This is a genomic window from Nocardia inohanensis NBRC 100128 (assembly GCF_001612945.1).
Lineage (GTDB): Bacteria > Actinomycetota > Actinomycetes > Mycobacteriales > Mycobacteriaceae > Nocardia > Nocardia inohanensis.
This window is the reverse complement of sequence record NZ_BDBK01000002.1, coordinates 1,008,013-1,020,779: the sequence shown is the minus strand read 5'-3', so window position 1 is coordinate 1,020,779 and position 12,767 is coordinate 1,008,013. Positions and strand designations below refer to the sequence as shown.

At 67.5% G+C, this 12,767-nt stretch carries 12 protein-coding genes; 2 read left to right on the top strand and 10 right to left on the bottom strand.

What is annotated here, in order from left to right:
* Positions 1 to 42 precede the first annotated feature (42 nt).
* Positions 43 to 1,596 (top strand): acyl-CoA carboxylase subunit beta, encoded by a 1,554-nt coding sequence (locus NI1_RS10940; protein WP_067817592.1) that lies wholly within the window; start codon positions 43 to 45, stop codon positions 1,594 to 1,596.
* A 3-nt stretch (positions 1,597 to 1,599) separates the two neighbouring features.
* On the opposite strand, the gene NI1_RS10935 is transcribed toward NI1_RS10940, so the two are convergent.
* The 7 genes from NI1_RS10935 to NI1_RS10905 form a co-directional block, all read right to left on the bottom strand.
* A complete protein-coding gene (locus NI1_RS10935; protein WP_067817589.1) occupies positions 1,600 to 2,511 on the bottom strand; it encodes an SGNH/GDSL hydrolase family protein in 912 nt (303 codons plus the stop codon).
* A gap of 19 nt (positions 2,512 to 2,530) precedes the next feature.
* Positions 2,531 to 2,914 carry a hypothetical protein gene (locus NI1_RS37850; protein WP_157535042.1) on the bottom strand — a complete coding sequence of 128 codons (384 nt, stop codon included), beginning with the start codon at positions 2,912 to 2,914 and terminating at the stop codon, positions 2,531 to 2,533.
* Positions 2,915 to 3,032: 118 nt separating this feature from the next.
* Complete coding sequence (locus NI1_RS10925; RefSeq protein ID WP_067817584.1) at positions 3,033 to 3,812, bottom strand: SDR family NAD(P)-dependent oxidoreductase; 780 nt, start codon at positions 3,810 to 3,812, stop codon at positions 3,033 to 3,035.
* Positions 3,813 to 3,828: 16 nt separating this feature from the next.
* Positions 3,829 to 5,574, bottom strand: a complete 1,746-nt coding sequence (locus tag NI1_RS10920; RefSeq protein ID WP_067817581.1) for an N-acyl-D-amino-acid deacylase family protein — start codon at positions 5,572 to 5,574, stop codon at positions 3,829 to 3,831.
* 6 nt (positions 5,575 to 5,580) lie between these two features.
* Entirely contained in the window at positions 5,581 to 7,242 is a 1,662-nt protein-coding gene (casG, locus tag NI1_RS10915; RefSeq protein ID WP_067817578.1) for a steroid-24-oyl-CoA synthetase, read from the bottom strand.
* A 22-nt stretch (positions 7,243 to 7,264) separates the two neighbouring features.
* Positions 7,265 to 8,410 carry a serine hydrolase domain-containing protein gene (locus NI1_RS10910; RefSeq protein WP_067817575.1) on the bottom strand — a complete coding sequence of 382 codons (1,146 nt, stop codon included), beginning with the start codon at positions 8,408 to 8,410 and terminating at the stop codon, positions 7,265 to 7,267.
* A gap of 14 nt (positions 8,411 to 8,424) precedes the next feature.
* Entirely contained in the window at positions 8,425 to 9,792 is a 1,368-nt protein-coding gene (locus NI1_RS10905) for a flavin-containing monooxygenase (protein ID WP_067817572.1), read from the bottom strand.
* Positions 9,793 to 9,883: 91 nt separating this feature from the next.
* Between NI1_RS10905 and NI1_RS10900 the strand changes: the two genes are divergently transcribed.
* Entirely contained in the window at positions 9,884 to 10,522 is a 639-nt protein-coding gene (locus NI1_RS10900; RefSeq protein WP_157535041.1) for a TetR/AcrR family transcriptional regulator, read from the top strand.
* A 69-nt stretch (positions 10,523 to 10,591) separates the two neighbouring features.
* Here NI1_RS10900 and NI1_RS10895 read toward each other — a convergent pair whose 3' ends face one another.
* The 3 genes from NI1_RS10895 to NI1_RS10885 all read right to left on the bottom strand — a co-directional run bounded on the left by NI1_RS10895 (position 10,592) and on the right by NI1_RS10885 (position 12,742).
* Positions 10,592 to 10,993, bottom strand: coding sequence for a nuclear transport factor 2 family protein (locus tag NI1_RS10895; protein ID WP_067817569.1), 402 nt, complete (start codon positions 10,991 to 10,993; stop codon positions 10,592 to 10,594).
* 234 nt (positions 10,994 to 11,227) lie between these two features.
* Positions 11,228 to 11,449: a hypothetical protein gene (locus tag NI1_RS10890; protein WP_067817566.1), complete on the bottom strand. Its 222-nt coding sequence runs from the start codon at positions 11,447 to 11,449 to the stop codon at positions 11,228 to 11,230.
* 489 nt (positions 11,450 to 11,938) lie between these two features.
* Positions 11,939 to 12,742 carry a sirohydrochlorin chelatase gene (locus NI1_RS10885; protein ID WP_067818220.1) on the bottom strand — a complete coding sequence of 268 codons (804 nt, stop codon included), beginning with the start codon at positions 12,740 to 12,742 and terminating at the stop codon, positions 11,939 to 11,941.
* Positions 12,743 to 12,767: the final 25 nt, after the last annotated feature.

The following is a 12,767-nucleotide window of genomic DNA, read 5'->3' as shown; positions in this document are numbered from 1 at the left end:
CCTCGCGGGTGCACAAGTGTTGGCTGGAAGGTGGCAGTAGGCGTGATCGGTACGCGGGCGAAGCTGGATGAACTGGTAAAGATCCTGGAGATCGCTGCGGAACCGGCGGGTGAGGCCGGGGTCGCGAAGCGGGCGAAGAAGGGGATTCCCAGTGTTCGCCAACGGGTGGAGATGCTGCTCGATCGGGGCACCTTCGTCGAGACCGGGGCGCTGGCCCGGCAGCCGGGGCAGCAGGACGCGCTTTACGGCGATGGGCTGGTCACCGGGCACGGGCTGATCGGGGGACGGCCGGTGGTGGTGATCTCGCATGATCAGACCGTGTACGGCGGGTCGGTGGGTGTCACTTCGGCGCAGAAGTTCATGCGGGCGTTGAAGTTCGCGTACGACAATGCGTGCCCGGTGGTGACGATCAACGATTCGGGTGGGGCGCGGATTCAGGATGCGGTGGGATCCATCGCTTCGTTCGGCGATATCTCGCGGGTGCTGGAGAAGCTGTCGGGGTATGTGCCGCAGGTTTCGATCATTCTCGGCAAGTGCGCGGCGGGGTCGGTGTACGGGCCGATCAATACCGATGTGCTGATCGGGACCAAGGATTCGTACATGTTCGTCACCGGGCCGGATGTGATCAAGGCCGTCAACGGTGAGGATGTCAGCGCCGAGGAGCTCGGTGGGGCGGCGGTGCAGGCGCGGCGCGGGACGCTGCACCATGTGGCCGAGACCGAGGAGGCGGCTTACGAGTGGGCTCGGAACTATCTGAGCTACATGCCGACGAGTTGTCTCGAGCAGCCGCCGATCGTGAATCCCGGTCTGGAGCCGGAGATCACGGCGAGTGATCTGGAGCTCGACAAGATCATCCCGGACTCCGATCGCGCCGGCTACGACATGCACGAGATCCTGCTGCGGCTCTTCGACGATGGTGAATTCCACGAGGTCCGGGCCGCATTCGCACCCAACCTGATCACGGGGTTCGCCCGCGTGGACGGCTATCCGGTGGGCGTGATCGCCAATCAGCCACTGGTGCTGGGCGGTTCGATCGATGCGGCCTGCTCGGACAAGTCGACCTACTTCATCCGGCTCTGCGACGCCTTCAATATTCCGCTGGTGTTCGTCGCCGACACCCCGGGCGTGCTGCCGGGGCTGTCGGAAGAGGAAGCGGGCGTGATCATTCGGGGCGGGCGGGTGCCGCGCGCGATCATCGAAGCCACGGTGCCGATCATCAACCTGGTGGTGCGCAAGTCCTACGGCGGCGCGTACGGCATGATGGCGGCCCGGCAGGTCGGGGCCGATATCAGCTTCGCCTGGCCGACCGCCCGCATCGCGGTGATCGGCGCGGAGAGCGCGGTCGATCTACTGGGCAAGCGCCAGCTGGCGGCGGTGGCCGAGGAACATCGCGCCGCGGCGCGCGAGTTCCTGGTCAACCAGTACAACGAGAACATCGCCACCCCGTGGATCGCCGCCGAACGCGGCTACATCGACGCGGTGATCGAACCCTCGACCACCCGTCTCGAAATCCGCAAGGCGCTGCGCCTGCTGCGGGACAAGCCGCCGGTCAAGCCGGAATTCAACCCGCGCAAGCACGCCATCTACCCGATGTAGGGGCTACTTCCCGTACTTCTGGTAGATCGCGTTCGCGACCACCGCATCACCCTGACTCGACGGGTGGAAGAACAGCCCGTCGAGATCGGTGCGGGGATCGAAGACGCCGTTCACCCAGGGCTGCGCGCTGCACAGACCGTGGCCGGCGGTCAGTGTCCGGGCGTCGAGGAAGTCGATGCCCAGCGTGCGGGCGGCATCCTGCTGAGCCTGGTCGATGCGTTCGAAGTACTCGACCACGGCCCGGCCCCGCGGCTGGATGAACGGTGCGACGCCGAAGAAGTTGAGGCAGATGGTCTCGGTGCCCACGGGGAAGAGTTCCTGGTAGCCGACCAGGACGATGCGGGCATTGGGTGCGTAATAGCGGATGTAGGCGACCGTATTGCGCATCCGGGACGCCAGCAGGGCCGCGGAGACGCCGTTGTAGTCGGTCATCCGGCCTTGCGCGACCGACTCCGGACCGCAGCCCTCCGCCAGGTTGAAGACGCAGGTTTGCAGGGACTTCCAGAGCGTCTGGTCGGAGTCGCCCCAGCGATCGTTCAGGCCGAATTGCAGGGTCACCAATTTGGTCCGCGGCCCGAAACCGCCTGCCTCATCGGCCTTTTTGGCCTCCTGAGCCATGCTCCAGCCGGGTCCGCTGTCGATCGAAGCGCCCGGACAGGACACATCGACCATCTGATCGGTGCCGAAGACGCCCATCAGCTTGCCCAGCTGCGCGGGGAAGGCGTTCTTGCCGCGGCGCAGGCAGGTATTGCCCTCGTCCATGAAGTCCCAGGCGTTGGCGGTGAACGAATCACCCAGTACTACAAGTTCTTTCCCCTCGGGGGCCGGACCCGCCCCCACGTTCGCGGCCCCCGTCACCGAGGCCGTGACCGCCACCGCGGCGGCGCACAGCCAGCGTCCACTCTTGCCGAACACCTGAATTCCCTTGTCCCTCTCAGTATCCGGCGCGCGGTTCGAAACCGGGGACGTCGAGGGTGGGCGGGGCCTGCTGGGTCTGCGGCGCCTGCTGGGTCTGCGGGGCGGGCTTGGGTGCGGCGGCCGGCTGGGTCACCACGGGTTCGGGCGCGGCGGGAGCGGCGGGCGCGGCCGGTTCGGTGGCGGCGGGCGCGGGGGCCGGAGCCTCGGTGGTCGGCGCGGGCGCGACCGAGGTGGCCGTGGGCGCCGCGGGGGCGACGACCGCGGTGGTGGTCGTGGGCGTGGCCTCCGATCCGCCGGACGCCTTCTCACCGCCGCAGGCCGCCACCGTACCGAGCAGCAGCACCCCGCCGATCACGGCCGTCACGGCACGCGCGGCGAACATACCCCGGGAAACAGACATCGTCACTACCTCGAATCAGATTCTGAAGTGTCCACATTTCACTTCAGCGGGGATTGTACAAACCCCATCCCCGTTTCCGCCCCGAATCGGAGAACTCCGAGGTAGCGCCCGACGCGGATCAGCTGGCCAGCTCGGCCAAGTTCGGGAAGTTGCTGACCTCCCAGCCGCCGTCCACCACCAGTTCGGTCCCGGTGATGTAGGAGGCGTCGTCGCTGGCCAGGAAGAGACAGGGCGCGGCCACCTGCTCCGGGGTCGCGGCCGCACCGAGCGGGATCCGATCGAGGAACATCTGTTTGGCCGGATCGTAGCCCATGATCGCCGCCACCAAGGGCGTGTCGACGAGGCCGGGCAGCACCGCATTGACGCGAATCCGGTGCGGGGCCAATTCCAGGGCGGCGTTCTTGGAGAACATCACCACGCCCGCCTTGCCGGTGGCGTACGCGCTGCCGCCGGGCATGGGGATGCGGCCGTCCAGCGACGAGATGTTCACGATGGCCCCGCCGCCGCTGTCGCGCATCAGCCGGGCCTCGTGCTTGGTGCAGAGGAAGACGCTCTTCTGGACCAGATCGACGGTGAAATCCCAATCCTCCACGGCGAGATCGGTGATCGCGCCGATCCGGGAGCCGCCCGCCACATTGAACGCCGCATCCAGGCGGCCGAAACGCGCCGCCGCCGCGCCGATTCCGGCTTCGATCTGATCCTCGGCGGTGACATCGGCGACCACGGGCACGAAGGCTTCGCCCAGTTCCGCGGCCTTCTTCCGGAGACCGGGCTCGTCGATATCGAGTCCGACCACGTTCGCGCCCTCGGCGATCAGCGCGGCCGTGATGGCCGCGCCGATGCCGGAGGCCGCACCGGTGACGACCGCGGTGCGGCCATCGAATCTACGTGCAGTCATGAGGTTCTCTCCGAGTTCAGTGCCGGCCGGCGCGCAGGAACTCGCCGGTCCGTTCGGTGCCGAGGATGTCGGCGCGCTCGCCTTCACCGAAGACGTAGCGGCCGTTCACCAGGACCGCGGTGACGGTGGCGTCATTGCGATTCACCATGCGCGACAAGCCGTTGTATTCGGGGACCGGGTTCTCGGCATACTCCTCGAGGCTGTCGTCCAGGCGGGCCGGATCCACGATCAGGACGTCCGCGCGGTCACCGACCCGCAGATGCCCGGCGTCCAGGTCGTACCAGTCGGCCAGCTCACCGGTGACGCGATGGATGGCGTGCTCCACCGTCATGAACGGCCGCCCGGCCTCCTGGGCGCGATGCACCCGCTTCAGGAACCGCAGCCCGAAGTTGTAGAAGGCCATATTGCGCAGATGCGCTCCGGCATCCGAGAAGCCCAGTTGCACACCGGGATCCACCGCCAGCTTGTCCAGCACCGCGGGCCGGTGATTGGAGATGGTGGTGCGCCAGCGGACCTTGGAGCCGTGCTCGACCAGCAGATCCAGGAAGGCATCCACCGGATGCAGTCCCCCGCGCTCCACGCCCACCTGTCCGAAGGTCTTGCCGATCACGGCATTGTCCGGGCATTCGGTGATCTCGGCATCGAAGAAGTCGCGATGCCACACCCGCGGCCCGTACTTCTTCTCGTAATCCTTGCGGAACCAGCGCCGGTACTCCTGATCGGCGAACAGCGCCTGCCGCTTCTCCAATTGGTTGGACAGGTGCAATGCCGCTGCGCCGGAACCGAATTCCTCGAACACCGGCAGATCGATACCGTCCGAGTAGACCTCGAACGGCACCGGCAGATGCTGCCAGCGGAAGTCGCCGCCGAGGCCGTTCAGCACCTTGGCAATCAGCGGGAACATATACGCCACACCGGGAATCGCCTTGATATCGGCGGCCGAGAGCAGGCTGACCTTCAGCCGCGGCCGGAACCAGCCCAGGGTGCTGGCCGCCATGGCGACCAGGCTCTGCGGCCGGGCGACATCGGGACCACCCTGCAAGGCGCGCTTGCGATCTCGCAGAATGCGATTCAGCCGGCGGCGCTCCTTGGTGGTGGCGTAGGTGGACGGCAGCGTGCGCGAACGGCAGGTGTCGCCGTCCAGCTTGTCGAAAAGCAGCTGCTGCGAGGACATTCCGACGAAACCCGCGTCCAGGGCCTCCGTGAGTTTCTGCTCCATGCCGCGCACTTCGGCCTCGGTCGGCTCGGTCTCGGGCCGAGTGGCCCGCTCCAGGCCCATCTGCGCGACCCGGATATCCGAATGCCCGATGAACGCGGCGAGATTCGCGCCCAGCGGCAGGGACTCCAGCGCCGTCACATAGCTGTGCGCGCTGTTCCAGGTCTTGAGCCGGTCCACCGCCTCGACCACGTGCGTCCGCGGGATGGCCTCCACCCGCCCGAAAAGATCCCCGGCAGCGGTCCCGCCGACGTGCACGGTGGAGAGCGAACAGGAACCGAGCAGGATGGTGGTGACGCCGTGCCGCAACGATTCCGACAGCGTCGGGTCGAGCAGCACCTCCACGTCGTAGTGGGTGTGGATATCGACCATGCCGGGCAGCACCCAGCGATCGGCGGCGTCGATGACCCGCCCGCAACCGGTCTCGTCCAGGGGTTCGGCGCTCACCGCCGCCACCCGGCCGTCCTTGATGCCGAGATTACGGATGGCCGAGGGCGCACCGGTCCCGTCGAACCAGCGCCCGTTCTTGATAATGGTGTCGTACATGGCGATTCACTCCCCCAATGTCAGTTCGCGCCGCAGTACCTTGCCGGTGGCGTTGCGCGGCAGGGAATCAGCGGTGATGAGCCAGCGCGCCGGCACCTTGAAGTAGGCCAGCCGGTCGGCGACGTGAGCGCGCAGCTCGTCCTCGGTGATCGCCTCCGGATCGGCGACCACCACGATGGCGGCCACCTCCTGCCCGAGATCCTCGTGCGGGATGCCGATCACGGCCGATTCCAGCACCTGCGGATGCTCGTCCAGGGCGTTCTCGATCTCCTGCGGATAGACGTTCTCGCCGCCGCGCAGCACCAGGTCCGAACGGCGGCCGGAGATGTAGAGCTTGCCTTCGCGCAGGGTGCCGTAGTCGCCGGTGCGCAGCCAGCGGTTCTCGTCGATGGACGCCTTGGTGGCGGCCTCGTCGTTCCAGTAGCCGAGCATGACGTACGGGCTGCGGATGCAGATCTCGCCCTCTTCGCCGTCCGGCGCGGTCCGGCCCTCGGGATCGCGGATCTCGAGCGCGACGCCGACCACCGCGCGGCCCACCGTCTCGTTGTCGGCGGCCAGCTCCGGCGGGGTCGCGACGGTCGCCGCGGTACCGGATTCGGTGCAGCCGTAACTGGTGGTGAGGCCCTGGAGGGCGACCGGGAAGTGCTCGCGCAGCCGCTGCACCAGCGCCGGGGAGGCCGGGGCGGAGTTCAGCGAGAACGCGGTCAGCGAGGACAGATCGAACTTCGAGATGTCCACGCCCAGAATGCGATTGGCCAGCGTCGGCACCGCCGCCCAGTTGGTGACCCGCTCGGTCTCCACCAGTCGCAGCAGCGATTCGGCGTCGAAGGCGCCGGAGGTCGGGAAGACCACGGCGTCGCCGGTGGTCAGGCGCGGGATCGACAGGTTGTGCAGGCTCGCGATGTGGAACAGCGGCATGGTGGCCAGATAGCGGCGGCCGGCCGGGGAGCCGTCCCAGGCCAGACCGCGGAATCCGGCGGCGAGGGCATCCATGAAGCGGTGGTAGTCGGCGACGGCCACCATATTGCGCTGGGTGTGCACCACGCCCTTGGGCCGCCCGGTGGTGCCGGAGGTATAGAGGATGACCGCGGGATCGTCCTCGGACACTTCGGCGGCCGGGGTTTGACCCGCGAATTCCGCGATCAGCGCGGGCAGGTCGGTCTCCATGGTGAGCACCGGGATATCGGTGCCGGTCGCGGTCGCGGCGGCGGCGCGCTTGGCGTCGGCGATCACCACCTTCGGCGCGGAATGCTCCAGGCCGTAGGCGATTTCGCGCGGGGCCCACCAGGCGTTGTACCCGACCGGGATGGCACCCAGGCGCTGCGCCGCCCAGAAGGTCAGCACCCATTCGGGGTTGTTGGCGGCCAGGATGCCGACCCGGTCGCCCTTGCCGACCCCGTACCGCTGCGCCAATGCGGCGGCCAGCGCGCCGGCGGCGGCGTAGTGCTCGGCGAAGGTGTAGCGGGTGCGCTCGGACACCAGATAGTCGCGATCACCCAGCGCCCGTGAGGCTTCCAGCAGTTCCAGCAGTGAACCGGCGCGCTTGCGGAACACCGGCTGCGGTGCGCCCAGCACCTGTTCGACGGTCATCTCGAACGGCCCGTCGGGCCCGGTCAGCTTCCCGGCGACTTGGGCCGCGAGTGCCTGGAGGTCAACGGCATTGGTCATGAGTCAAGTCCTCGAATCTCGTTCAGTTGCCGTGGACCGCCGCGAACGTCGCCTTCAGGTAGGCGTCGGCGCGTTCGGAACCGATCAGGCCGGGGGCCATGCGGTTCATGGCGTAGGCGAAGGTGACCCGGTGGTCCAGGTCGTTGACCACGAAGGCGCCGCCCAGTCCGGCCCACCAGCACACCCGGCCGTCCGGAACGTGCGGAGCGGTCTGTTGCTGGGGCAGACCGTAACCGATGCCGAAGCGCAGCGGCAGCATGATCGCCAGATCCACGCCGTCGATCTGCTGCTCGAAAATTCGGTCGATGGTCTTGGGCGACAGCAACTCCCGGCCGCCGAGCGTGCCGCCATTGCTGATCAGCGACTGCACGCGGGCGATGGAACGGGCATTGCCGTGCCCGCCCATGCCGCCCAGCTCGGCGGCCTGCCATTCGGGGGTGCCGACCTCGGCGAAGTCCAGCAGCGGCTGGAACAGCGTCTTGAACATGACGCTGTCCTGCGGCAGCAGCGACTGATCGAACTCCGGCAGCTCCGGCGGGATCAGCGCGGCGATCCGATCGAATTCGCTTGCGGGCGTGCCGATATGGAAGTCGGCACCGAGCGGCCCGGCCAGCTCCTCGGCGAAGAACCGGCCCAGCGGCCGGCCGTCGATGCGCCGGATCAGCTCGCCGATCAGATGCCCGTAGTTCATGGCGTGGTAGCCCGACGCGGTGCCCGGCTCCCACCACGGGGCCTGCGCCGCCAGCCGGGCGGCGGCGGCCTCGGTGTCGTAGATATCGGCGAGCACGATCGGCGCTTCCCACCCGGACACCCCCGAAGTGTGCGAAAGCAGGTGCCGCACTTCGATATCCGCCTTGCCATTGGCCGCGAACTCCGGCCAGTACGCGGCCACCTCGGCATTCAGGTCCAGCTCGCCGCGCTCGACCAGCAGCAGCGCGCACAGCGCCGTCATGGTCTTGGTGATCGAGAAGGTATTGACCAGGGTGTCGGCCTTCCAGCGCACCGTCCGCTCCCGGTCGGCCCAGCCACCCCACAGATCGACCACCGGTTCGCCGTCCACCACCACGCAAACCGACGCGCCCAGTTCCGCACCGGACTCCACCTGTTCGGTGAAAACGGTTCGGAGCTCGGCGAATTCGTCGCCGCAGAATCCAGCCACATTGCTCATCTGCCCGCTCCCGTCTAAACCTTGACCGCGGCGCGGCTCTTGACCGGCAACTCGTGACCGTAGGTGGCGGCGCGCTTGGCGCCGGCCGCCAGTTCCTGCTTCAGCTCGCGGACGTAGACGTCGAAGTCGATCTGAATGGTGTGCCGGGGCGAGTTGTAGTAGCGCTCGGCGCGCAGTGCCTCGGCCTGCTTCGCGGCGGCGGTCATCTCGGTCTCCGAGGGCAGCCGGTAGTTGCCGGTCAGATAGGCGGCGACCAGCTTGGACTGCTGCTCGGCGAAGTTCACCAGCGTCGGCATCGGCTGGGCCAGACCGAGATAGAAGAGATTGTCGATGCCCGGCTTGACCATCTGCCGCCACAGCGGGAGCTTGTTCGCCTCGTCCGGGCGCAGCGCCGGATCGGTGAAGAACGGGAAGCTGATGTGATACCCGGTGGCGCACACCACCACATCGACCTCTTCGGTGCTGCCGTCCGCGAAATGCACGGTGCGGCCCTCGAATCGGGTGATGGCGGGCTTGAAATCGATATCGCCGCAGCCGACCCGGTGCAGGAACTCCTCGCTCGCCGACGGATGCGCCTCGAACGGCAGATGATCCGGCTTGGGCAGGCCGTAATCCTCCATGCGGCCGCGGTTCTTGACCACGAAGCGCTGCTTGAGCTTGAGCGCCACCTTCGGCGGCATCCAGGCCGGAACCACCTGCGTGTCACCGACTTTGCCGTTCACGTACTTGGGCAGCACCCAGACGCCGCGGCGAGCCGAGACCCACAGCTTCTCGGCGATGAACTTCTGCGACAGCTCCGAGGCGACGTCCAAGCCCGAATTGCCCATGCCCACCACGACGATGCGCTTGCCGCGCATATCGATCGGGTCGAACGGGTCGTTGTAGGCATGCGAGTGCAGCAGGACGCCGTCGAATTCACCCGGATAGTCGGGGGTGCGGGGGTCCCAGTGATGGCCGTTGGCCACGATCAGCGCGTCGAAGATCTCGGTATCGCCCTGGTCGGTGGTGACCGCCCAGTTGCCGTCGGCATCCCGCTCGGCGCCGATCACCTTGGTGTTGAACCGGATTCGGTCCCGGAAGCCGAAATGATCGACGTAATCCTTGAAGTACTGATGCAGCTGCGAGTGGTGCGGGAAGTCCGGCCACTCCGCGGGGGCCGGGAAGTCCTCGAACTGCAAGCGGTACTTGGAGGTGTCGATGTGCAGGCTCTGATAGCAGGCCGACATACCGTTCGGGTTCTTGTAGTACCAATTGCCGCCCACCTCGTCCGAGGCTTCGTAACAGACGAACGGAATGCCGTATTCGGCCAGTCTTTTCGCGGCGGTGATGCCCGACGGACCAGCGCCGATGACGGCGACCCGGGGCAACTCACGTGTATCCAATTGACTCTCCTGCGGGACGTGACGTGGCACACACGCTAGCACTCGCTAGACAGCGTGTCTAGTGAGTGAACGTGCGTCTATCATCAGTGGCGTGACCCGGATATCAGACGTCGATCCCACCGCCCGCCGCACGTCGCTGCGCGATGAACAGAAACGGCTCACCCGCAGCCGGCTCATCGAAGCGGCCAAGGGGCTGTTCACCATCCAGGGCTACGCACCGGTCCGGGTGGACGACATCGCCGCGGCCGTCGGATGCAGCCGCGCCACCTTCTACCTGCACTTCACCGGGAAGCCGGATGTATTGCGCGCCATCGCCGCCGAGGGGACGCTGCCCAGCGTCCAGCACTTCTACGAGGACCTCGACCATGTGCTCGACACCGGTTCGCGGGAGGAGTTCGCGGCCTGGATGCGGCGGGCCATCGACTGGTTCCAGGAGTACAAGGACCTGCTGCCCGCATGGGACGAGGCGACGACGCTGGAACCGGAGTTCCGGGAGGTGGCGCGGGAGGGCATCACCTCGCTGCCGAATGTGATGACCTCGTATCTGTCGCGCTGGCCCGCGGGGCGGCAGCAGGAGGCGCGGTTGCGGATCGAACTGCTGGTGGCCCAGTTGGAGCGGTTCTTCACCCGCTGGGCCATGCAGGGCACCATCGACGTGTCCGCCGAGGAGGCGGCCACGGTGCTCACCGACATCTGGTTCCCGGCCCTGCAAACCCCGGGCGCCGAGTAAAACTAAAAGATCCCCTTTCACATTCTCCGGAATGCTGAAAGGGGATGCGGAGTGGGTAGTTTCGAACCCTTACGAGGCGGACACCCGGGCGCGTTCCAGTTCCCAGAATGCGCGCAATGCGGTCACCCGGCCCTGCTCGTTCACGCGATAGGTGGCCACCAGATCCACTTCGACGACGCGGCCGGGCTGGGCGCTGACAATGGTGCCGACGAATGCCACCTCGGCGCCGCAGGCGTACGAATCGGCCCAGCGGAATTCGATGGCGCTGGGCGCGATGGCCCTGTCCCAGAACGCCGCAATGGCTTCGAGGCCCGAATGACCCTCGCCCGCCGGGTCGTACGGGGACTTGCCGATGGGATCCTCGACCCGCGCATCCGGGGCGAAGAGCGCCAGCCAGTCGGCCTTACGATGGGCGCGGACGGCGGCCTGCGAGGCGAAACCGGCTCGGCGGGCGGGATGTTCGGCGGACATGGGCAAATCCTGCCGCGCGGGCCCGCCGCGGCCGCGCGCCGGTTCCGGCCAGCGGGAATCCGATTCGGCTCACCGATATCGGACCTTGATCCGGCCGTGAACGTTGCATGATGAGGCCCGCAAACGTTGCATTGCGATAGCTAATCGCTAGTAATCGTGATGGAGATCACCGGGCACGAATCGGGCCGATGCCCAGCGGCACCGGCCCGAATCGAATTGTGAAATTCACGCGTTTCAGCGAATGACCCCGGTGTAACCGGTCCACGCCTGCCCCTGGAAGGAGGCGCCGACGCCCGGGTGGGTCATGACTTCCTGGCACTGCTCGGCGGTCAGGCCGTAGAAGGCACAAGCGTTCGCCGGGTCGGCGCCGATGATGCCGTCCTCGGCCGAAGCGGTACCGAAAGTACCGGCGGCGACAGCGGCGAACAGGCCCGCGGTGACAGCGAATTTCTTCAAGATGGGATCCTCCCGATCAATATGGAAATGTCTCTCCCGAGAGTCGCACGTAATCGTGCAACCGCCAAGTCATCGTAGTTTCCCGCGTTTCGTTTCATCCCGTTCCCGCTACCGAATTCGGATGCGCCGCAGCGCCATAGCGATCTCCCAGCAAACCTGCTGGCAGCCGGTACGCCCGAGACAGGCCGGTCTGAACCGCGCTTCGAGGCAAGAAGGAGATAAGACGGTGGCCCGCCCTGAACGGGCGGGCCACCGGGACAAATGAATTCGCGGTCGACCTGAGCGCGGCGATCAAGCCACGCGCGGGGCGGTCAAGCCGCATGCCGCAGTCAAGCCACGCGGGGCCGTCAACCACGCGCGACGGTCAAACCACGCAGGCCCGTCGAGCCACGCGGGGCCGTCAACCACGCGCGACGGTCAAACCACGCAGGCCCGTCGAGCCACGCGGGGCCGTCGAGCCATGTGCGACGGTCAAACCATGTGCGGCGGTCAAGCCACGCGTGCGGCGGTCAGGGTACCGGCGGCGGCGTAGTAGCGGTCGGCCAGTAGCCGGACTACGGCCGGGTGGACGCCGATGGGTTCGGCTACGCCGTCCGCGCCCGCGTTGTGCAGGCGCTCGTGAAAGAGGCCGTGCGCCAACAGGTATGAGGCGACGAATACTCGTTTCGCGCCGGCGGCTCGCAGTTCTGCGATTACCTCGGGCACTCGTGGCTCGCCGGTGGCGATGTAGGCGACCCGGACGGGGGCCGCGATCTGCTCGGCCAGCAGGCCGGCGGCGCGCCGGACATCGTGGCGTGCACGGGCATCGGAGGATCCGGCTGCCGCGAAGACGACGGCGTCGCCGGGGCGCCAGCCCGCGCTGCGCAGCCGCATCCGCATGACGGCGGCCAGGGCCGGATCGGGGCCCATGGCGGGGGTGACCGCGACGGCGTCGTGCTCGCTCGCCGTCACTTCCCGCGGGACGTCCTGGTAGACGTGGTAGCCGGAGGCGAGGAAGGCCGGAACCAGTACGGCCGGAACGCCTTCCAGGTCGCGGAGCACCTCGGCGGGTGAGGGGCCGAGGACATCCACGAAGGCCGTCCGTACGCGCGGCGCGTCGGCGGCGAACCCACGCGACGGTGACGATGCGGCCCCGAAAGCCGCACCGGCACCGGTCAACTCCGCGCTCGGACCGAACGCGGGAGACGGTGCGCCGAGCTCGCGGGCCACGGCCTCGGCGAGCTCGGCGATCATCTGCACGCCCTTGGTGCTTCTGGTCCCGTGGGCGACGAGCACCAGGGCGGGGGTGCTCACCATGCCCCCGATATGGGAGCCCGGC